The organism is Modestobacter lacusdianchii (assembly GCF_054177765.1).
In genome coordinates this window covers 66,834-86,445 of the sequence record NZ_JBJJTJ010000001.1, presented here as the reverse complement: position 1 = coordinate 86,445, position 19,612 = coordinate 66,834, and the positions used below count along the sequence as shown (strand labels likewise).

Annotated in this window: 19 protein-coding genes and 4 tRNA genes; 16 read left to right on the top strand and 7 right to left on the bottom strand. The window is 73.7% G+C overall.

The window, feature by feature from the left end; genetic code table 11:
• Positions 1-16 precede the first annotated feature (16 nt).
• Entirely contained in the window at positions 17-2,749 is a 2,733-nt protein-coding gene (gene polA, locus ACJTNH_RS00450) for a DNA polymerase I (RefSeq protein ID WP_458172235.1), read from the top strand.
• 130 nt (positions 2,750-2,879) lie between these two features.
• Here polA and ACJTNH_RS00445 read toward each other — a convergent pair whose 3' ends face one another.
• Both ACJTNH_RS00445 and ACJTNH_RS00440 read right to left on the bottom strand, forming a co-directional pair.
• Complete coding sequence (locus tag ACJTNH_RS00445) at positions 2,880-3,446, bottom strand: 2'-5' RNA ligase family protein (protein ID WP_458172234.1); 567 nt, start codon at positions 3,444-3,446, stop codon at positions 2,880-2,882.
• A gap of 86 nt (positions 3,447-3,532) precedes the next feature.
• A complete protein-coding gene (locus tag ACJTNH_RS00440; RefSeq protein ID WP_458172233.1) occupies positions 3,533-4,378 on the bottom strand; it encodes a class I SAM-dependent methyltransferase in 846 nt (281 codons plus the stop codon).
• 236 nt (positions 4,379-4,614) lie between these two features.
• Here ACJTNH_RS00440 and rpsA point away from each other — a divergent pair, with 236 nt between their 5' ends.
• A complete protein-coding gene (gene rpsA / locus ACJTNH_RS00435) occupies positions 4,615-6,099 on the top strand; it encodes a 30S ribosomal protein S1 (RefSeq protein ID WP_458172232.1) in 1,485 nt (494 codons plus the stop codon).
• A gap of 446 nt (positions 6,100-6,545) precedes the next feature.
• Here the strand turns inward: rpsA and ACJTNH_RS00430 are convergent, their stop codons facing one another.
• A complete protein-coding gene (locus tag ACJTNH_RS00430; protein ID WP_458172231.1) occupies positions 6,546-6,800 on the bottom strand; it encodes a hypothetical protein in 255 nt (84 codons plus the stop codon).
• A gap of 220 nt (positions 6,801-7,020) precedes the next feature.
• Here ACJTNH_RS00430 and coaE point away from each other — a divergent pair, with 220 nt between their 5' ends.
• Together coaE and ACJTNH_RS00420 are read left to right on the top strand one after the other, a co-directional pair.
• A complete protein-coding gene (gene coaE, locus ACJTNH_RS00425) occupies positions 7,021-7,617 on the top strand; it encodes a dephospho-CoA kinase (RefSeq protein ID WP_458172230.1) in 597 nt (198 codons plus the stop codon).
• A gap of 93 nt (positions 7,618-7,710) precedes the next feature.
• Positions 7,711-8,202: a VOC family protein gene (locus tag ACJTNH_RS00420; protein WP_458172229.1), complete on the top strand. Its 492-nt coding sequence runs from the start codon at positions 7,711-7,713 to the stop codon at positions 8,200-8,202.
• Between the two features lie 94 nt (positions 8,203-8,296).
• Here ACJTNH_RS00420 and ACJTNH_RS00415 read toward each other — a convergent pair.
• The 4 genes from ACJTNH_RS00415 to ACJTNH_RS00400 all read right to left on the bottom strand — a co-directional run bounded on the left by ACJTNH_RS00415 (position 8,297) and on the right by ACJTNH_RS00400 (position 9,305).
• Positions 8,297-8,371 (bottom strand) — tRNA-Val (locus tag ACJTNH_RS00415).
• Positions 8,372-8,424: 53 nt separating this feature from the next.
• Positions 8,425-8,495, bottom strand: a tRNA-Cys gene (locus ACJTNH_RS00410).
• 42 nt (positions 8,496-8,537) lie between these two features.
• Positions 8,538-8,610 (bottom strand) — tRNA-Gly (locus ACJTNH_RS00405).
• Between the two features lie 119 nt (positions 8,611-8,729).
• Positions 8,730-9,305, bottom strand: coding sequence for an SsgA family sporulation/cell division regulator (locus ACJTNH_RS00400; protein ID WP_458172228.1), 576 nt, complete (start codon positions 9,303-9,305; stop codon positions 8,730-8,732).
• Between the two features lie 172 nt (positions 9,306-9,477).
• Between ACJTNH_RS00400 and ACJTNH_RS00395 the strand changes: the two genes are divergently transcribed.
• The 12 genes from ACJTNH_RS00395 (at position 9,478) to ACJTNH_RS00340 (ending at position 19,612) form a co-directional block, all read left to right on the top strand.
• Entirely contained in the window at positions 9,478-10,104 is a 627-nt protein-coding gene (locus tag ACJTNH_RS00395; protein ID WP_458172227.1) for a sigma-70 family RNA polymerase sigma factor, read from the top strand.
• Positions 10,101-10,997 carry an anti-sigma factor domain-containing protein gene (locus ACJTNH_RS00390; protein ID WP_458172226.1) on the top strand — a complete coding sequence of 299 codons (897 nt, stop codon included), beginning with the start codon at positions 10,101-10,103 and terminating at the stop codon, positions 10,995-10,997. The genes ACJTNH_RS00395 and ACJTNH_RS00390 overlap by 4 nt, the downstream gene beginning before the upstream one ends.
• A gap of 98 nt (positions 10,998-11,095) precedes the next feature.
• The gene (locus ACJTNH_RS00385; RefSeq protein ID WP_458172225.1) at positions 11,096-11,575 is read left to right on the top strand and encodes a TIGR02611 family protein; all 480 of its coding nucleotides are present in this window, start codon (positions 11,096-11,098) and stop codon (positions 11,573-11,575) included.
• Between the two features lie 26 nt (positions 11,576-11,601).
• Positions 11,602-11,673, top strand: a tRNA-Val gene (locus ACJTNH_RS00380).
• Between the two features lie 151 nt (positions 11,674-11,824).
• Positions 11,825-12,232 carry an HNH endonuclease gene (locus ACJTNH_RS00375; RefSeq protein WP_458172224.1) on the top strand — a complete coding sequence of 136 codons (408 nt, stop codon included), beginning with the start codon at positions 11,825-11,827 and terminating at the stop codon, positions 12,230-12,232.
• Between the two features lie 10 nt (positions 12,233-12,242).
• Complete coding sequence (locus ACJTNH_RS00370; RefSeq protein ID WP_458172223.1) at positions 12,243-12,800, top strand: MOSC N-terminal beta barrel domain-containing protein; 558 nt, start codon at positions 12,243-12,245, stop codon at positions 12,798-12,800.
• A 34-nt stretch (positions 12,801-12,834) separates the two neighbouring features.
• Positions 12,835-13,947 carry a CapA family protein gene (locus ACJTNH_RS00365; protein ID WP_458172222.1) on the top strand — a complete coding sequence of 371 codons (1,113 nt, stop codon included), beginning with the start codon at positions 12,835-12,837 and terminating at the stop codon, positions 13,945-13,947.
• Between the two features lie 79 nt (positions 13,948-14,026).
• Positions 14,027-16,057 (top strand): threonine--tRNA ligase, encoded by a 2,031-nt coding sequence (gene thrS, locus ACJTNH_RS00360; RefSeq protein ID WP_458172221.1) that lies wholly within the window; start codon positions 14,027-14,029, stop codon positions 16,055-16,057.
• Positions 16,054-16,662, top strand: coding sequence for an HIT family protein (locus ACJTNH_RS00355; protein ID WP_458172220.1), 609 nt, complete (start codon positions 16,054-16,056; stop codon positions 16,660-16,662). The genes thrS and ACJTNH_RS00355 overlap by 4 nt, the downstream gene beginning before the upstream one ends.
• Positions 16,663-17,319: a phosphatidylinositol phosphate synthase gene (pgsA, locus tag ACJTNH_RS00350; protein WP_458172219.1), complete on the top strand. Its 657-nt coding sequence runs from the start codon at positions 16,663-16,665 to the stop codon at positions 17,317-17,319.
• Entirely contained in the window at positions 17,316-18,395 is a 1,080-nt protein-coding gene (locus tag ACJTNH_RS00345) for a phosphatidylinositol mannoside acyltransferase (protein WP_458172218.1), read from the top strand. The genes pgsA and ACJTNH_RS00345 overlap by 4 nt, the downstream gene beginning before the upstream one ends.
• Positions 18,395-19,612 carry a glycosyltransferase family 4 protein gene (locus ACJTNH_RS00340; RefSeq protein ID WP_458172217.1) on the top strand — a complete coding sequence of 406 codons (1,218 nt, stop codon included), beginning with the start codon at positions 18,395-18,397 and terminating at the stop codon, positions 19,610-19,612. The genes ACJTNH_RS00345 and ACJTNH_RS00340 overlap by 1 nt, the downstream gene beginning before the upstream one ends.

Here is a 19,612-nt window from a genome sequence, read left to right as displayed (position 1 = left end):
CATAGGATCGGCGGCGATGTCCGCTCCTGCTGCTGCCCCTGCGTCCGCTCCCGCCGACGGCGCCCGTCCGCGGCTGCTGCTCCTCGACGGCCACTCGCTGGCCTACCGGGCCTTCTTCGCGCTCCCGGTGGAGAACTTCTCCACCACCACCGGTCAGCCGACGAACGCCGTCTACGGCTTCACGTCGATGCTGATCAACGTGCTGCGCGACGAGCAGCCCAGCCACCTGGCGGTGGCCTTCGACGTCAGCCGCAAGACCTTCCGCAGCGAGATCTACGCCGACTACAAGGCCAACCGCTCGGAGAGCCCCACCGACTTCCGCGGCCAGGTGAGCCTGGTGCAGGAGGTGCTCGGCGCGCTGCACGTGCCGGTGATCACCGCGGAGAACTACGAGGCCGACGACGTCATCGCCACCCTCACCGTGCAGGCGGTGGAGCAGGGCATGGACGTGCTGATCTGCACCGGTGACCGGGACGCCCTCCAGTTGGTCAACGAGCACGTGACCGTGCTCTACCCGCGCAAGGGCGTCTCCGACCTGACCCGGTTCACCCCCGAGGAGGTCGAGGCCAAGTACGGCCTGACCCCGATCCAGTACCCCGACTTCGCGGCGCTGCGGGGCGACCCGAGCGACAACCTGCCGAGCATCCCGAGCGTGGGGGAGAAGACCGCCGCCAAGTGGGTGCGGGAGTACGGCTCCCTCGACGCGCTGGTCGACCAGGTCGACACCGTCAAGGGCAAGGTGGGGGAGAAGCTGCGCGAGCACCTCTCCTCCGTGCTGCAGAACCGGCGGCTCACCGAGCTCGACCGTGCCGTGCCGCTGGAGGTGGGGCCGGCCGACCTCGCCGTCCAGCCCTGGGACCGCAACGAGGTGCACACCCTCTTCGACAACCTGCAGTTCCGGGTGCTGCGCGACCGGCTCTTCGCCACCCTCGCCACCCCCGAACCGGAGGTCGACGGCGGCTTCGAGGTCACCGCCGACCGGCTCGCTCCGGGCGAGCTGGCCGGCTGGCTCACCGCGCACGCGCGCACCGGGCACACCGGGGTCGTCTTCCGGGGCACGTGGGGCCGGGGTGTCGGTGAGCTGACCGGCCTGGCGCTGGCCGCCGCCGACGACCACGCCACCTTCGTCGACCTGGGCCCCGACCTCGACCCCGCCGACGAGCAGGCGCTGGCCGCCTGGCTGGCCGACCCGGCGACGCCCAAGGTCGTGCACGAGGTCAAGGGCCCGCTGCTGGCGATCTGGGCCCGCGGCTGGGACCTGCAGGGCATGGTCAGCGACACCGCGCTGGCGGCCTACCTGGTCAACCCCGGGCAGCGCTCGTTCGACCTCGGCGACCTGGCGGTGCGCTACCTGCGCCGCGAGCTCAAGGACGCCGCGGAGCCCGAGGGGCAGCTGACCCTCGACGGTCTCGGGCCCTCGGAGGAGGACGTCGCCGCGGCCGCCGCGCACGCCGACGTGCTCAAGGCCGTGGCGGTCAACGACCTGTCCGACGCGCTGGAGCAGGTGCTCGGCCAGAAGGGCGGCGACCAGCTGCTCGGGCAGATCGAGCTGCCGCTGACCCGGGTGCTCGCGGCCATGGAGCACCGGGGCATCGCCGCGGACCTCGAGTTCCTGCACGAGCTGCAGCGCGAGTTCGCCGCCGCGGTGACCGAGGCCGCCGATGAGGCGTACGCGGTCATCGGCAAGGAGATCAACCTCGGCTCGCCCAAGCAGCTGCAGGCGGTGCTGTTCGACGAGCTCGGGCTGCCCAAGACGAAGAAGAACAAGACCGGCTACACCACCGACGCCGAGGCGCTGACCTCGCTGCTGGCCTCCACCGGGCACCCGTTCCTCGAGCACCTGCTGCGGCACCGCGACGTCACCCGGCTGCGCACCGTCATCGACGGCCTGATCCCGATGGTCGACGAGGTGGGGCGGGTGCACACCACCTACCAGCAGACGATCGCGGCGACCGGTCGGCTGTCCTCGACCGACCCGAACCTGCAGAACATCCCGATCCGCAGCGCCGAGGGCCGGCGGATCCGCCAGGCGTTCGTCGTCGGCTCGGGCTACGAGTCGCTGATGACGGCCGACTACAGCCAGATCGAGATGCGGATCATGGCCCACCTCTCCGAGGACGCCGGCCTGATCGAGGCCTTCACCTCGGGCGAGGACCTCCACTCCTTCGTCGCCTCCCGGGCCTTCGGCATCCCGATCTCCGACGTCGACCCGGAGATGCGCCGGCGGATCAAGGCGATGAGCTACGGCCTGGCGTACGGGCTGAGCGCCTACGGCCTGGCCCAGCAGCTGCGGATCACCCCGGAGGAGGCGCGCGGGCAGATGCACGCCTACTTCGAGCGCTTCGGTGGCATCCGCGACTACCTCGACGGGGTCGTCGACGACGCCCGGCAGACCGGCTACACCGAGACCACCCTGGGCCGCCGCCGCTACCTGCCCGACCTGACCAGCGACAACCGGCAGCGCCGGGAGATGGCCGAGCGGATGGCGCTCAACGCCCCCATCCAGGGGTCGGCGGCCGACGTGATCAAGGTGGCCATGCTGAACGTGGAGCGGGCGATCGAGGCCGAGGGGCTGCGCTCCCGGATGCTGCTGCAGGTGCACGACGAGCTCGTGCTCGAGGTGGCCGCCGGCGAGCACGACGCCCTGGAGGCGCTGGTGCGCCGGGAGATGGCCGGCGCGGCGCAGCTGTCGGTGCCGCTGGAGGTCTCGGTCGGCTTCGGCACCAGCTGGGACGCCGCCGCCCACTGACGGCCTCGTCCAGAGGCTCGCTCCGAGCCTGCGAGGGGGGAGGGGGACGAGGTCCTTCTGCCCACACCTCGCACGCTCGGCACAGGCCCCTGCACAGGGGCCGGCAGAGCGGTGGGGGCCGGGTGCAGGCTCAGCCGGTGGGGCGGCCCAGGGGGAAGGTGCGGACCAGCTGCCAGGAACCCGGCTCCCGGGTGCCGGCGTACAGGGCGGCGGTCTCGATCCGTGCCCGGATCGGGAGCTGGCTCCGCAGCACCTCCTCGGCGTGCCGGAGCCCGGAGAGGTCGCCCTGCCGGCGCTGCCCGATGCCCAGGTGCGGCACCGGCTCGCCGTGGGCGCCGCGGTACGGCGGGTGCTCGGGGAAGGCCTGCTGCACCCGGGCGGTCAACCGGCGGAAGGGCTCCTCGGGGTCGGGCACCAGGTAGAGCATCTCCTCACCGAACCAGGCGGTCCCGGTGAAGGTGCAGTCGAACGCCGGGACGGTGCACAGCACGTCGGTCAGACCGCTCAGCACGGCGTCGTCCACCTGGCGGGGCGTGACGAACGGGTAGATCACCGACAGGTGGGCAGGCACGCCCCACGACGCGGAGACGTCGAACTGCTGGCGGTGGGCGTCGACCACCGGGTCGACGTCGGGGACCAGCACCACCACGGCGCTCTCGGTCGCATCGGCCAGGACGGCCTGCGCTGTCTCGTCCACCGGGGTCCTCCCTCAGGTCGGTCGAGCGGCCGGCCCGCGGCCGGCGTCGGCGGCCAGCCTGGCAGGTCGACCCGGCCCTGCGCAGGTCAGGCGGGCAGCTCACCGACCAGGATGAGCGTGCCGGGCACCAGGGCGCCGCGCTCGGGGGACCACTGCCCCCACGTCTGGCTGCGGCCCGGTGTCCACTCCGGCTCCAGCAGGTCCTGGAGCACGAAGCCGGCACCGACCACGGCCCGCACCCAGTCCCCGACCGTGCGGTGGTGCTCGACGTAGACGGTGGCACCGTGTTCGTCGGTCTCCACGTAGGGCCGCCGGTCGAAGTACGACGAGACGACCCGCAGGTCCGCCGGGTCGGGGGAGTCGGGCAGCGCCCACCGCACCGGGTGGTTCACCGAGGCCACGAGACGGCCGCCGGGACGCAGCACCCGGGCGACCTCGGCGAGCACGGCGCCGGCGTCGGCGACGAAGGGCAGCCCACCGAAGGCCGAGCAGGCCAGGTCCATGCTGCCGTCGGCCAGCGGCAGCGCACCGGCGTCGGCCTGCAGCAGCGGCACGGCCAGCCCGGTGCTCCGGTTCAGCTCGGCCGCTCGGGCCAGCATGCCGCCGGAGACGTCCAGGGCGACGGGGGAGGCCCCGGCCCGGGCCAGCCACCGGGAGCAGGGGGCGGAACCGCAGCCGATCTCGAGCACCCGGCGCCCGACGACCTCGCCCAGCAGGTGGGCGTCGGCCTCCCGCAGCCCCTCCGGGCACCAGAGGAAGTCGGTGTCGCCCAGGTCGGACCCGTGCTCGGCCAGGTAGGCCGGCGCGGCGGCGTCCCACCAGCCGCGGTTGGCCCGCGCCGACTCGGCGGCACCGGCCCGGCGGCGCGTCACACCGCTGGCCGCGGGGTACCCGTCCGCGGCCAGGGGCAGACCTGCGCGGGAGCCGTCCATGACCCGGCGATGGTGACACGCCGACGGGTCCGCCAGCGGCAGGGCACCGTCCCCGACCCCTGGTGGACCGGTGCTCCCGGCGTCCGTACCATGGGGGATCACGCCAGAGGTCTGTGGTGTCGGCTCCCGGGAACGGGGTCTCCGCTGCGGTACGTCTCCCGTGAACCTCCCCGTGGTCCGCCTGGGCCGCGGGTGATCCTGTCCCTACGCATCCCCCGTCCGGAGCACTCGACCACATGACCTCCACCCAGGTCCGTCCCGACAGCACCCCGCAGATCGCGGTCAACGACATCGGCACCGCCGAGGACTTCCTCGCTGCCATCGACCAGACCATCAAGTACTTCAACGACGGCGACATCGTCGAAGGCGTGATCGTCAAGGTCGACCGCGATGAGGTGCTGCTGGACATCGGCTACAAGACCGAGGGCGTCATCCCCTCGCGCGAGCTGTCCATCAAGCACGACGTCGACCCGACCGAGGTCGTCAAGGTCGGCGACGAGGTGGAAGCCCTCGTCCTCCAGAAGGAGGACAAGGAAGGCCGGCTGATCCTGTCCAAGAAGCGCGCTCAGTACGAGCGCGCCTGGGGCACGATCGAGGCCAAGAAGGAAGCCGACGAGGTCGTCACCGGCACCGTCATCGAGGTCGTCAAGGGCGGTCTCATCCTCGACATCGGCCTGCGCGGGTTCCTCCCCGCCTCGCTGGTCGAGATGCGCCGCGTCCGCGACCTGCAGCCCTACGTGGGCCGCGAGCTCGAGGCCAAGATCATCGAGCTCGACAAGAACCGCAACAACGTCGTCCTGTCCCGTCGCCAGTGGCTGGAGCAGACCCAGTCCGAGGTGCGCAGCGAGTTCCTCAACAAGCTCGCCAAGGGCCAGGTCCGCACGGGTGTCGTCTCCTCGATCGTCAACTTCGGTGCCTTCGTGGACCTGGGCGGCGTCGACGGCCTGGTGCACGTCTCCGAGCTGTCCTGGAAGCACATCGACCACCCCTCCGAGGTCGTCGAGGTCGGCCAGGAGGTCACCGTCGAGGTCCTCGACGTCGACCTGGACCGTGAGCGGGTCTCCCTGTCGCTGAAGGCGACGCAGGAGGACCCGTGGCGTCAGTTCGCCCGGACCCACCAGATCGGGCAGGTCGTCCCCGGCAAGGTCACCAAGCTGGTCCCCTTCGGTGCGTTCGTGCGCGTCGACGAGGGCATCGAGGGCCTGGTGCACATCTCCGAGCTGGCCGAGCGCCACGTGGAGATCCCGGAGCAGGTCGTGCAGGTCGGCGACGAGATCCTGGTCAAGGTCATCGACATCGACCTGGACCGGCGTCGCATCTCGCTGTCGCTCAAGCAGGCCAACGAGGGCGTCATCGGCGACGAGGAGCAGTTCGACCCGGCTGCCTACGGCATGGCCGCGTCCTACGACGAGCAGGGCAACTACATCTACCCGGAGGGCTTCGACCCGGAGACCGGGGAGTGGCTCGAGGGCTACGACGAGGCCCGCGAGACCTGGGAGAAGCAGTACGCCGACGCCCAGGCCCGCTTCGAGGCGCACCGCAAGCAGATCGCGGAGGCCAAGGCCGCCGACGCCGAGGCCGCGGCCGGTGGCAGCTACTCCAGCGCTGCCGAGCCCGAGGGCGAGGTCGCCTCGACCGGTGGCAACGGTGGCGGTGGCGGCACCCTCGCCTCCGACGAGGCGCTGGCCGCCCTGCGGGCCAAGCTCGCCGGCGGGGAGTGACCCTGCAGCTCCACTGAGCAGCACCTGACAGTGCGCCGTCCACCGATCCCGGTGGGCGGCGCACTGTCGTCTGCGGGGCACTGCGCGATGGAACGGGCGAGGCGCCGGGCTCCTGGGACGCGTGGGTGGCGACCACGGAGGCCGCGGGGGAGTGGCACTGCGCCCGACGTCGCGTCCCCGACGTCGACGGGTGTGTCCGCGACGAGGACCACCCGGCTCAACGCGACGACCCCGCCGACCGTGGTGGTCGACGGGGTCGTCGGGTCGTCGGGCTCAGCCATGAGCCGTCCGGCCGTTCCCCTGGTGCCAGCTCGTCCATGAGCCGGCGATGGTCTCGGTGTGGCGCTGCGCTCGGCTGACGCCGTGGTCGAGCCGGTGGTGCCCCCCCGGTGGCTCGACCCGGCGATCGTCAGCGCGCGGGTGACCGGCCGCGGCCGGTCAGGTGGTCAGAGGCTGAGGATGATGGCGAACGCGGTACGCGGACGACCGCCCGCGTTGGCCAGGAAGTCCCAGGTGTGCCGGCCCGAGGGCACGCTGGGCATCAGTGCGCGCAGGAACGCCGCGCCCCGTCGGCTCTGCGGCAGTCGCTCCCGCACGCCCGGCAGGTCGGAGCAGCGGACCCCGTGCGGGGTCTCGATCCGGTGCCGACCGCGGCGGGGGGTGCCGGCGGACGGCGTGCCATCGAGCGTCGAACGGGACATGACGATCCTGCCTCTCTCCTGTGGCGGGGGAAGTCCACCGGGACGAAAGGTAGGTCCTGTGACTGGTGTGACTGGTGCGACGCGCCGCGCGTCCGGCCGCCGTGACCTGTCCGAGACCTGACGTCGCCGACGAGCCGGGCCCGTGCCCGGCCGGTCGGGCAGCGGCGTCCGGAGGCCGCTGCCGGGGTTGCTGCGGATGGCAGGGCCTAGGGTCGGCCCCGTGCTGAGGATCGGACTGACCGGCGGCATCGGATCGGGCAAGAGCACCGTGGCGGCGCTGCTGGCCGAGCGGGGCGCCCTGGTCGTGGACGCCGACCGCATCGCCCGGGAGGTCGTCGAGCCCGGCACGCCCGGACTGGCGGCCGTCGTCGAGGCGTTCGGCCCCGACGTGCTCACCGCCGACGGCGCCCTCGACCGTGCCGCGCTGGCGGCCGTGGTGTTCGGTGATCCGGCTGCCCGGGCTCGGCTCGACGGCATCGTGCACCCCCTGGTGCGCGCCCGCGCCGCGCAGCTGGTCTCCGCCGCCCCCGACGACGCCGTCGTCGTGCAGGACGTCCCGCTGCTGGTGGAGACGGGGCAGGCGGGGGCGCACGACCTGGTCCTGGTGGTGGAGGCCGATCCAGAGACCCGGGTGGGCCGGCTGGTGGGCCGGGGCCTGTCCGCCGAGGACGCCCGGGCCCGGATGGCCAGTCAGGCCACCGACGAGCAGCGTCGGGCGGTGGCGGACGTGGTGCTGAGCAACGACGGGGACCACGAGGCGCTGGTCGCGCAGGTGGAGCGATTCTGGGCGGAGCGGGTGGAGCCCGAGCGCGGCTGAGCGCCCCACCGCCGGCGATGAGTTCTGCCCGGTGACCCGGTCTTCGTCGTGCGGCCCCGGCGTGGGGTCGCTCCGGAGCGGAGGGAGCTCGGCATGGGCCAGCAGAAGATCGTCCCGAACCTGTGGTTCGACACCCAGGCGGAGGAGGCGGCGCACTACTACATCGACGTGTTCGGGGACGGCCGCGTCCTCGACGTCGCGCGGTACCCCGAGGGTGCGCCCGGCCCGGCCGGGTCGGTGATGACCGTGGAGTTCGAGGTCGTCGGCCAGCGGTTCGTGGGCATCAACGGGGGTCCTGAGTTCCCGTTCACCGAGGCGGTGTCGTTCCAGATCGACTGTGCCGACCAGGCGGAGGTCGACCGCTACTGGGACCGGCTGATCGGCGACGGAGGGCAGGAGAGCCAGTGTGGCTGGCTGAAGGACCGTTACGGCCTGTCGTGGCAGGTGGTGCCCGCGGGGATGGCCGAGGTGTTCGCCGATCCCGACCCGGCTCGAGCGCACCGCGCCGTGCAGGCGATGCTCGGCATGACCAAGCTGGACCTCGCCGCGTTGCGTGCCGCCGCCGACGGGGTGCCGGTCGGTTGAGGTGGGGATGATCACACCGGGCAGAGGGCGTCGCGGCATCCGCCCCTGAGACGGCAGGAGGCCCCAGGTCCGTGGACCTGGGGCCTCCTGCGGCTGGTGGGCGATACTGGGATCGAACCAGTGACCTCTTCCGTGTCAGGGAAGCGCGCTACCGCTGCGCCAATCGCCCGTGCCGGTGTCTCGACCGGCTCGCCCCCACACCCGTGCTCCGTGGAGGAGACGAGGTGGAGACGGGATTTGAACCCGTGTAGACGGCTTTGCAGGCCGTTGCCTCGCCTCTCGGCCACTCCACCGCACACCGGGCGCCGGTCTCGCGACCAGCGCCCGGGGTTCCGAGCGGACGACGGGATTCGAACCCGCGACCCTCACCTTGGCAAGGTGATGCTCTACCAACTGAGCCACGTCCGCGTTGCGGATCAAGTCCGCGTTACGTGGAGAACTCTAACCGACCCGTTCCAGGGCTCCAAACCCGGGGGGTCCACCGGGTGTCCGGGAGCCTGTTCTCGCAGGTCAGCGGCGCGCGGACCTCACCAGGAGCGCGGGTTGTCCGTGCCGCCGCTCAGCAGCACCGACAGCTCGTCGTCCACGCGGAGCAGCTCGCTCTCGTGGCCGACCGGCACGAGCAGCTCGGTCTCGCGCAGGAAGTCGCCCACGCTCGCGGCGGACAGCTCGAACAGCGCCTCGCCCGACGGTGCGCGCAGCTGCAGGAACAGCACGTCCAGACCGCCGCGAGCCGGCCACAGCCGCACGTCGCCCTCGCCGACGGGCCCGGTCAGGCCCGCCCGCAGCAGGTCCCGGCTGAGCAGCCACTCCACGCCGCCGTCCTCGTCCAGGCCCTCGTCGTCGAGCTCGTCGACCTCCTCGTCCTCCAGGTCGGTGCCGGCGAGTGCGGCGAGGTCGAGGTCGGTGACGCCGAACAGCCCCTCCTCGCCGGGGGCCTCGTGGCCGGCGTCCGCGGGGCCGTCGTCGCCGAAGCGGACCCGGACGGCGAAGGGGTCGGCGGAGTCGTAGACCAGTGCCGCCGGGACGGGGGTCCACGCCTGTGGGCCGACCAGGTGGAGGGTGGTTCGTGCAGTGCAGCCGGACCTCGGGTAGCGCGCCATGTCCTGGTAACGACCCAGAAAGGCCCTCGGTCACGCATGGCTTCGGCGTGTCGCGCCTCTGCACCCTCCTGAGTCCCACCAGTCACACCCGTCAGACCTGGCGAGGGTCCTGGGCAGGGTGCGGCGCGCGCTGAACCGATCACCCTGGGCGCTGCGAACGTCCCGTGTGACCATGGGCCTCGTGAGCCGACCAGCGCGCAGTCCGGAGGACGGCGCGGCCGACCTGGAACTGGTCCGTCGGGTGGCGGCGGGTGACCGCGGCGCGATCGACGACCTGTACCAGCGGTTCCGTCGTCCGGCGTTCGCGCTGGCGCGGCGGGTGCTGGCCGACGACGTGCTCGCCGAGGACGTGCTCCAGGACGTGTTCCTCAGCGTGTGGCGCGACCCGTCGGCCTTCGACGGGGCCCGGGGGAGCGTGGCCTCCTGGCTGCTCACGATGGTCCACCACAAGGCGGTCGACGCCGTCCGGCGCGAGGAGTCCCACCGGCGGCGCACGGCGCGGGCGGAGGACGACCTGGCCCTGAGCGCCCCCACCCAGACCAGCGACGTGGAGGACGACGTCTGGGAGCGGGCGGAGGCCGGCCGGGTCCGCTCGGCGTTGCGCTCACTGCCCGATCACCAGCGGGAGGCGCTCACGTTGGCCTACTACGGCGGGTACACCCAGCGGGAGGTGGCGGCACTGACCGGCACGCCGTTGGGCACCGTCAAGACGCGCATGCTGGCCGGCATGCGGCGGCTGAAGGACACGTTGGGCACCGGGGTGCCCGGCGCCACTCCGGCCGACGGGACCTCGCGATGAGCGCCGTGGACGACCGCGGCGACGAGCACCGCGCCTGGGACGAGCTGGCCGTCGGCTGGACGCTGCACGCCCTGGAGCCGGAGGACGAGGCGCTCTTCGCCGCGCACCTGACCGACTGCCCGCGGTGCGCCCGGACCGTGGCCGAGACCGCCGAGGTGATGGCGGCGATGGCCCGCGACCTGCCGCAGGCCGAGCCCTCCGACGGGCTGCGGGACCGGCTGCGGGCGGCGGTCGAGGAGACCGAGCAGCTGCCGCCCGCCCAGCCGGCCGAGCCGCGCCGTGTCCCGCCGCCGGCGGCGTCGCAGGCCGCGACGGCCGGCGACCAGAGCGACACCGCTCGTGGGAACACCGCCCGGGACGTCGGCGGCCTGGCGGACCCGCTGTTCGCCGAGCCCACCGACCTGCGGCCGGCCTGGCGCCGACTGCTGCCCACGGCACTGGCGGCCGCGGCCGTGGCCGCCGTGCTCGCGTTGGGGGCCTGGAACGTCGTCCTCTCCAGCGACCTGGACACCGCGCGGTCGACGGCCGCCGAGCGCTCGCAGATGCTCGAGGCGCTGCTGGTGCCGGGTCAGGCCACGATCGCGCCGCTGACCGAGGACGGCGACCCGGTCGCCACCGTGGTGGTGCGGGACGGCCAGGCCCAGGTGGTGGCCACCGGACTGCCGGTCAACGACCGCTCGGACAGCACCTACGTCCTCTGGGGGATAGGTGCTGGTTCCCCAGTGGCCATCGGGACGTTCGACGTGGTCACTCCCCAGATGGACCTGCGGACCGTAGGCTCGGCGGCGACCGGGCTGGACCAGTACTCGGCCTACGCCGTCAGCATCGAACCCGGTCAGCAGGCTCCGTCGGAACCGACGGACATCGTCGCGAACGGGCAGGTGACCAGCTGAGCGGAGCGGACACGATTGCGGCACCGGGGGAGCACCGGCCCCGGCGCCCGGCACCGCACGCCCTGGCGCCGGAGGCCGACGCCGCGGCGCAGCGCGCGGTGACGGCCGACCCGGTGGCGCAGGCCCCCGGTGCGACGGAGACCGCGCAGGAACGCCGCGCCCGGTACGACGCCGACGAGGTGCACAGCCTGCGCGAGCGGGTGGCCGAGTCCCGCTGGCGGAGCAGGATCGCCGCGCGACGGTCGCTGGACGCGCCCTACCGTGCCGGTGTCGGGCTCATCGGCGGCCTGGTCGTGGTCTTCGGCATCATCACCATCCCGCTGCCCGGGCCGGGCTGGCTGACCGTGTTCGCCGGGCTCTTCGTGCTCGCCACCGAGTTCACCTGGGCCGAACGGGTCCTGGAGTTCACCCGGCACCACGTGTCCCGCTGGACGGACTGGCTGGGCCGGCAGTCGCTGCTGGTCCGGCTGTCGTTCGCGCTGCTGACCGTGGCGTTCGTCTGCGCGGTGCTCGTGTTGACCCTCCACCTGACGGGCGTGCCGGACTGGGTGCCGGGGTGGGTGCCGCTCTGGCGGTGAGCGTCTGGCAGAATGTTCCACGCAGCGGGCGATTGGCTCAGTGGTAGAGCGCTTCGTTCACACCGAAGAGGTCACTGGTTCGAACCCAGTATCGCCCACCGGATGCAGGGCCAGGTGAACCCGGACGACGGGGGACCCTGGCCCTTCGTCGTCCCTGGGGTCGTCCTCGGGGTCGTTGTCCTCGAGGTCGTCGCCCCCATGGCATCGTCCCGGGCGCGAGGGCCCTGGACGGGCGCACCATGGACGGCGATGGCACTGGACCGGGCCGCCCGTCTGCGGGCCGCCGTGGAACGGGACGGCCCCACCTGCATCTGGTGCGGCCGTGCCTTCGGCGCGCAGGTGGGCCCGACCACCGAGCACGTGGTGCCGCGGGTGAAGGGCGGACCGTCCTGGCTGGAGAACGAGGTCGCCGCCTGCCGGCGCTGCAACTCCGCCCGTGGCCACGTCGCGCCGGTCGAGTGGCTGGAGGAGTGCGAGCGCCGTGGCTGGCACCCGGACGCGCCCCGGCTGGCCCGGCTCCTGGTCGCCCTCTCCGGGGCGATCGCCGAGCGCGGTGGGCAGCGCCGTGCCCGGCCCTACCTGGACGCCCAGCTGCGCCGGCTGCGCCGCCGGGGCGAGGCGCCGGCCGGGCAGGTGGGCGGGGGCCGTCCCGCGTAGCGTCGCTGGGATGAGCGACGTGGTGGGGCAGGTGGCCCAGGTCTCGGTGTACCCGGTGAAGTCACTGGCCGGGCGGGAGGTGTCCGCGGCGGAGGTGGACGACGCCGGCCTGCGGGGCGACCGCGCCTGGTCGGTCGTGGACGCCGACACCGGCGAGCGGGTCACCGTGAAGACGACGCCGCAGCTGAGCAGCGTGGTGCCCACCGGCGACACCGAGGCCGACACGATCACCCTGACCGAGGTGCTGGGCCGGCCGGTCCGGCTGGCCGCCTCCGCGGGCGGTCCGCAGGTCGACGCCGCCGCGGTGCACCTGGTGTCCCGCTCCGCGATCGACCGGGCCGCCGAGGGCGACGTGCCCGAGGGGTGCTCGGCCGACGACCCGCGGGCCAACCTGCTGCTGCACCTGACCGGCGGGCAGGACGAGCGGGCGTGGGTCGGCCGCCGGGTACGGGTCGGCACCACCGAGCTCGAGGTGGTCCGCACCCCGAAGCACTGCCTGGGCGTCTACGCCGAGGTGCGCACCCCGGGGCGGGTGGCCGAGGGCGACGAGGTGCACCTGCTCGACTGAGGGACGTGGCCGGGGCAGCCGCTAGCCTCCCGCCGTGCCCCGGAGAACCACGCTGGTCCTGCTGGCCGCCGTGCTGGCCGGGTGCGGCACGGACGACCCCGGCCCGGCCGCGGAGCCGGCCACCGCCACGACGTCGCCGGTCGCTCCGGCCGCGCCGCCGGCGCCGGAGTCGTTCACGCTCGTGGCGACCGGGGACGTGCTGGTGCACCAGGGCCGCGCGCTCACCACCGGTGCGCGCCGGCCGGACGGCAGCTGGGACTTCTCGGCGGTGTTCGCCCCGGTCGCGCCGGTCATCGCGCGGGCCGACCTGGCGATCTGCCACCTGGAGACGCCGGTCGCGCCGGTCGGCGGGCCGTACACCGGCTACCCGTCCTTCGCCGCCCAGCCCGAGATCGTCGACGCCCTGGCCGGCGCCGGCTACGACCTCTGCTCCACCGCGTCGAACCACTCGCTGGACGACGGCCTCGACGGCCTGGTCCGCACCCTGGACACCCTCGACGCGGCCGGGATCGCGCACACCGGCACCCACCGCGCCGCCGACGAGCCGCCGACCGTGGTCGACGTCGCCGGCGTCCGGGTGGGGCACGTGGCCACCACCTTCTCCCTCAACGGCGTCCCGCTGCCGGCCGAAGCGCCCTGGGCCGTCGACACCTTCGCCGTGCCGGACGTCAGCGGGGTGCTCGCCGACGCGGCCGCCGCCCGGGCCGCCGGTGCGGAGGTGGTGGTGGCCAGCGTGCACTGCTGCGCCGAGTACGACCACGAGCCGACCGCGGCCCAGGAGGAGGCGGTGCGCACGCTGCTCGCCTCACCGGACGTCGACCTGGTGCTGGGCCACCACGCGCACGTCGTGCAGCCCTTCGAGCAGCTCGACGGTGAGTGGGCGGCCTACGGGCTGGGCAACCACCTCGCCGAGCACAGCACCCGCGGGTACGACACCGAGGACTCGGTGATCGCCCGGTTCACCTTCACCCGCGGCGACGACGGCCGGTTCACCGTGTCGCGGGCCGAGGCGGTGCCCGTCCGGATCGAGGTCGGTGCCGACGCCGTCCGGCTGGTGCCGGCCGACCCGGAGAGCGCCGCACGGATCGGCGCGGTCCTGGACGCCCGGGGCGCCGTGGCCGCGGGGCTGGCGATCGTCCCCGGCTGACCCGGACCGTCGTCCCGGCGCACTAGTCTCGACGGGTCCGGCCGACCGGCCGGGACCGCGCCGACCCCCGGGAGCTCTCGTGTCCACCCCGCCTTCGCCCACCGTCGTCACCCCGATCCGGGTGCCGGCCGGGACGACGGCCCTGCAGGCGCTCAAGGACGCCGGGGTGCCGCTCAAGGGCCCGGACGGCGCGGTCGTCGTCCGGGAGCTGGCCTCCGGTGACCTCAAGGACCTCGCCTGGACCCCGGACGCCGACGCCGAGGTCGAGCCGGTCCCGGCCGCCAGCGCCGACGGCCGCGCGGTGATCCGGCACTCCACCGCCCACGTGCTGGCCCAGGCCGTGCAGGACCTGTTCCCGGGCACGTCGTTGGGCATCGGCCCGCCGGTGGAGAACGGCTTCTACTACGACTTCGACCCCGAGCGGCCGTTCACCCCCGAGGACCTGCAGGCGCTGGAGAAGCGCATGCAGGCGATCGTCAAGCAGGGGCAGCACTTCAGCCGCCGGGAGATCGGCGACGACGAGGCGCGGGCCGAGCTGGCGCACGAGCCGTACAAGCTCGAGCTGATCGGCCTGAAGGGCGGCGCGGGGGAGTCCGACGCCGAGGGTGCCGACGTCGAGGTGGGCGGCGCGCAGCTGACCATGTACGACAACCTCGACCCGCGCACCGGCGAGCGGGTCTGGACCGACCTGTGCCGCGGCCCGCACCTGCCGCGCACGTCGACCATCCCGGCCTTCAGCCTCACCCGCAGCGCCGCCGCCTACTGGCGGGGCAGCGAGAAGAACCCTCAGCTGCAGCGGGTCTACGGCACCGCCTGGGAGAGCAAGGACGCGCACAAGGCGTACCTGGAGCAGCTCGCCGAGGCCGAGCGCCGCGACCACCGGCGGCTCGGGGTGGAGCTGGACCTGTTCAGCTTCCCCGACGAGATCGGCTCCGGGCTGGTGGTCTTCCACCCCAAGGGCGGGGTGGTCAAGCGGGAGATGGAGGACTACGTCCGCCGCCGGCACATCGAGGAGGGCTTCTCCTACGTCGGCACCCCGCACATCAGCAAGGGCGGTCTGTTCGAGACCTCCGGGCACCTGCCGTACTACGAGGACACCATGTTCCCGGCCATGGACCTGGAGAACTCGAAGTACTACCTCAAGGCCATGAACTGCCCGATGCACAACCTGATCTTCCGGTCGCGCGGGCGGTCCTACCGGGAGCTGCCGCTGCGGTTCTTCGAGTTCGGCTCGGTCTACCGCTACGAGAAGTCCGGCGTCGTGCACGGCCTGACCCGGGTGCGCGGGCTCACCCAGGACGACTCGCACAGCTACGTCACCCCGGAGCAGGCGCCCGGTGAGATCCGGCACCTGCTGGCCTTCGTGCTCGGCCTGCTGCGCGACTTCGGCCTGGACGACTACCACCTGGAGCTGTCCACCCGCGGCGACTCGGACAAGTTCATCGGCTCCGACGAGCAGTGGTCGCTGGCCACCGCGGTGCTCGAGGAGGCGGCCCGGGAGACCGGGCTCGAGCTCGTCCCCGACCCGGGCGGCGCGGCCTTCTACGGCCCGAAGATCAGCGTCCAGGCCCGCGACGCGATCGGCCGCACCTGGCAGATGTCGACCATCCAGTACGACTTCAACCAGCCGGCCCGGTTCGGCCTGGAGTTCAGCGCCGCTGACGGCACCCGGCAGCAGCCGGTGATGATCCACTCGGCGAAGTTCGGCTCGATCGAGCGGTTCTTCGGCGTGCTCACCGAGCACTACGCCGGCGCGTTCCCCGCCTGGCTCGCCCCGGTGCAGGTGGTCGGCATCCCGATCACCGACGAGCAGGTGCCGTACCTGACCGACGTCGCCCTGCAGCTGCGGGCCCGCGGCATCCGGGTGGAGATCGACGACTCCGACGACCGGATGCAGAAGAAGATCCGCACCGCCAGCAAGCAGAAGGTGCCCTTCGTGCTGATCGCCGGTGCCACCGACGCCGAGGCTGGTGCGGTCTCCTTCCGGTACCGGGACGGGTCGCAGCGCAACGGGGTGCCGGTGGCCGACGCGGTGGCCCAGGTCGTGGCCTGGGTCGAGGGCCGGCACAACGCCGACCCGACCGCCGAGACCCCGCTGGTCGCCGGATGACCAGCGGGGAACAGGTCGGCGACGCGGACGAGGGTGTGGCCGGGTACCGGGTGCCGGTCCGCAACGACGACGGCGGCCCGACGTCGGGCTTCGACCACCTGTGGACGCCGTACCGGATGGCCTACATCCGGGGTGAGAACAAGCCGACCGGCGACCACGACTGCCCGTTCTGCCTGATCCCGGCGATGTCGGACGAGGACGGGCTGATCGTGGCCCGAGGGGAGACGGTGTTCGCCGTCCTGAACCTCTACCCGTACAACGCCGGCCACCTGATGGTCGTGCCGTACCGGCACGTGCCCGACTACACCGACCTCACCACCGCCGAGGTCGCCGAGCTGGGGGCGTACACCCAGACGGCGATGCGGGTGGTCCGGTCGGTCAGTGGCGCGCACGGGTTCAACGTGGGCATGAACCAGGGCACGGTCGCCGGCGCGGGCATCGCCGACCACCTGCACCAGCACGCGGTGCCGCGCTGGGGCGGAGACACCAACTTCATGCCGGTGATCGGGCTGACCCGGGTGCTGCCGCAGGTGCTCGCCGAGACCCGCGCCCTGCTGGCCGGCGCCTGGCCCGCCGGCCACCCGACCGCGCCGACGGGGGCCTGAGTGCTCGGCGTCAACCTCCGCCCCGTCGTCGGCCGCTTCTGGGCGCCCGTCGTCCGGGCGCTGGTCAAGCTGGGCGTCACCGCCGACGCGGTCACCCTGACCGGCACCCTCGGCGCGGTCGCCTCCGCGGTCTTCCTGATCGGCAACGGCCAGCTGTTCTGGGGCGCGTTCGCGGTCACCGTGTTCGTCCTGCTGGACATGCTCGACGGCGCGCTGGCCCGGGCCCGCGGTGGCGGTTCGGTGTTCGGTGCGGTGCTGGACTCCACCGGCGACCGGGCCGCGGACGCGGCGGTCTTCGGTGGGCTGGTCTGGTGGTTCTCCGGGGCGGGTGACAACCGGCTGCTGGTGCTGCTGGCACTGCTGTGCCTGGTCCTGGGGGTGCTCACCTCCTACGTCAAGGCCCGTGCCGAGGGGATGGGGTTGTCCGCCGACGTCGGCATCGTGGAGCGCACCGAGCGGCTGATCCTGGTGCTCGTGGGCACCGGGTTCACCGGGCTCGGCGTCCCCTACGCGGTGCACGTCGCGCTGTGGGTGCTGCTGGTCGGCAGCGCGGTGACGGTGGGGCAGCGGGTGGCCGCGGTCCACCGGGAGTCCCGGGGCCGGACGCTGCCGGCTGTGACCTCCAGCGACGAGACCTCCGGCCGCCCCGCGTCGTGAGCCGCCGCGCAGCCCTCCTCGACCGGGTCACCGACGCCGGCTACGCGGTCGCCTGGCGGGCCGTGCGGCTGCTCCCCGAGCTGCTGGCCCGACTGCTGTTCGCCGGCGGTGGCGCGTTCGCCGCCCGCCGGGGCGGCCGAGGCGTGCGGCAGCTGCGGGCCAACCTGGACGTGGTCACCGGCGGGCGGACGACCGACGCCGAGCTCGACGCGCTGACCCGGCGGGCGATGCAGTCCTACGCCCGCTACTGGCAGGAGGCCTTCCGGCTGCCGGTGTTCGACGTCGACCGGGTGGTCGCCCGGTCGACGATGGTCGGGCGGGAGCACCTGGAGGCGGCCCGGGCCGGGGGGCGCGGCATCGTGATCGCGTTGCCGCACAGCGGCAACTGGGACGCCGCGGGCGTGTGGCTGGTGCGCTGGCTGGGCGGCCCCTTCGTCACCGTCGCCGAGCGGCTGCGCCCGGAGGCGCTGTTCCGCCGGTTCGTCGACTACCGCGAGGGCCTGGGCATGCGGGTGCTGCCGCTCACCGGCGGCGACCGGCCCAGCACGACCGTGCTCAAGGAGTGGCTCACCGCCGGCGGGGCGACCTGCCTGCTGGTCGACCGCGACCTCTCCGGCGCCGGGGTGCCGGTGCGCTTCTTCGGCCGGATGACGACGATGCCCGGCGGCCCGGCGCTGCTGGCGGCGCAGACCGGCGCCACGCTGCTGCCGGCCGTCTGCCAGTTCGACGGCGACGGCTGGCGGTTCGTGGTGCACCCGCCGGTCCCGGTCGACGGCCCCGGCCGGCTGCGCGACCGGGTGACCGCCGCCATGCAGCAGGTCGCCGACGCCTTCGCCGGCACCATCGCCCAGCGGCCCGAGGACTGGCACGTCCTCGGCCGGATCTGGCCCGAGGTCGGTCCGGAGGGGCGCCCGGCCCCGATCGTCACGGCGAGCAGCCGGACCGCCGGCACGGCGGGCAGCCGGACCGCCGGCACGGCGAGCAGCCGGACCGCCGGCACAGCGGCCGACCCGGCGCCGGCCGGCGCCTCCGACGACGGGGCCCCGGCCGGGCCGGCCCGCACCGAGGTGGGCTGATGCGCATCGGGCTGGTGAACCCCTACCAGTGGGACGTCCCCGGCGGCGTCCAGTACCACGTGCGTGACCTCGCCGAGACGCTGCGCGCGCTCGGGCACCACGTCGAGGTGCTCACCCCCGCCGAGCACGAGGAGAACCTGCCGGCCGAGCACGTCACCTGGGCGGGCCGGGCGGTGCCGGTGCCGTACAACGGCTCGATGGCCAGCGTGCAGTTCGGGCTGGTGTCGGCGGCCCGGGTGCGCCGCTGGCTGCGTGAGGGCGGCTTCGACGTCGTCCACGTGCACGAGCCGGCGCCGCCGTCGGTCTCGCTGCTGGTCTGCATGATCGCCAAGGGGCCGATCGTGGCCACCTTCCACACCGCGACGACCCGGTCCAAGTGGCTGGCCGTCTGGGGGCCCTGGGTGCGGCCGTGGCTGGAGCGGATCAGCGGCCGGATCGCGGTGTCGGACTTCGCCCGCCGGGTGCAGGTCGAGCACCTGGGCGGGGACGCGGTGGTCATCCCGAACGGGGTGCACGTGCCCGCCTTCGCCGAGGGGCCGTCGCTGAGCGGCCACCAGCGGGGGGTCGGCGGCCCCACGATCGGCTTCCTGGGGCGCTACGACGAGCCGCGCAAGGGCCTGCCGGTGCTCCTGGAGGCGATGCGCGGCGTCGTCCGGGACCACCCGGGCGCGCACCTGCTGGTCGCCGGCCGCGGCGACCCGGACCGGCTCGCCGAGCTGGTGGGGGAGGAGCTCCGCCCGCACGTGACGCTGCTGGGTGAGCTGAGCGAGGCGGACAAGGGCGCCTTCCTCCGCTCGGTCGACGTGTACTGCGCGCCCAACCTGCTCGGGGAGTCCTTCGGGGTGGTCCTCCTGGAGGCGATGGCGGCCGGTGCGCCGGTGGTGGCCAGCGACCTGGACGCCTTCGCGCGGGTGCTGGACGACGGCGCAGCCGGCGTGCTCGTGCCGCGCGGCGACGCCGACGCGCTGGCCGCCGCCCTGGACGGTCTGCTCGCCGACCCCGTGCGACGGGCCGAGCTGGCCGCCGTCGGGCACCAGGTCGCGGCCGGCTACGACTGGTCGGTGATCGCCCGGCGCATCCTGGCCGTCTACGAGACGGTCGCGCCGCCCGGCGGCGTCGGGGTCACCGCCTCGGCCGAGGACGACGCGGCCCTGCTGGGCGACGGCCCGGACGACGGCGGGACGCCGGGGCCCTTCCGGCGGCGGGTGCGCCGCTAG

What these genes read in the sequence shown, in the direction of transcription:
- ACJTNH_RS00400 (WP_458172228.1), bottom strand. Translation starts at nt 9,305, where the DNA reads ATGGCGCGCTACCCGAGGTCCGGCTGCACTGCACGAACCACCCTCCAC.
- ACJTNH_RS00375 (WP_458172224.1), top strand. Translation starts at nt 11,825, where the DNA reads ATGGCACTGGACCGGGCCGCCCGTCTGCGGGCCGCCGTGGAACGGGAC.
- ACJTNH_RS00430 (WP_458172231.1), bottom strand. Translation starts at nt 6,800, where the DNA reads ATGTCCCGTTCGACGCTCGATGGCACGCCGTCCGCCGGCACCCCCCGC.
- ACJTNH_RS00395 (WP_458172227.1), top strand. Translation starts at nt 9,478, where the DNA reads ATGGGCCTCGTGAGCCGACCAGCGCGCAGTCCGGAGGACGGCGCGGCC.
- ACJTNH_RS00390 (WP_458172226.1), top strand. Translation starts at nt 10,101, where the DNA reads ATGAGCGCCGTGGACGACCGCGGCGACGAGCACCGCGCCTGGGACGAG.
- ACJTNH_RS00420 (WP_458172229.1), top strand. Translation starts at nt 7,711, where the DNA reads ATGGGCCAGCAGAAGATCGTCCCGAACCTGTGGTTCGACACCCAGGCG.
- polA (WP_458172235.1), top strand. Translation starts at nt 17, where the DNA reads ATGTCCGCTCCTGCTGCTGCCCCTGCGTCCGCTCCCGCCGACGGCGCC.
- ACJTNH_RS00340 (WP_458172217.1), top strand. Translation starts at nt 18,395, where the DNA reads ATGCGCATCGGGCTGGTGAACCCCTACCAGTGGGACGTCCCCGGCGGC.
- ACJTNH_RS00370 (WP_458172223.1), top strand. Translation starts at nt 12,243, where the DNA reads ATGAGCGACGTGGTGGGGCAGGTGGCCCAGGTCTCGGTGTACCCGGTG.
- ACJTNH_RS00440 (WP_458172233.1), bottom strand. Translation starts at nt 4,378, where the DNA reads ATGGACGGCTCCCGCGCAGGTCTGCCCCTGGCCGCGGACGGGTACCCC.
- rpsA (WP_458172232.1), top strand. Translation starts at nt 4,615, where the DNA reads ATGACCTCCACCCAGGTCCGTCCCGACAGCACCCCGCAGATCGCGGTC.
- ACJTNH_RS00355 (WP_458172220.1), top strand. Translation starts at nt 16,054, where the DNA reads ATGACCAGCGGGGAACAGGTCGGCGACGCGGACGAGGGTGTGGCCGGG.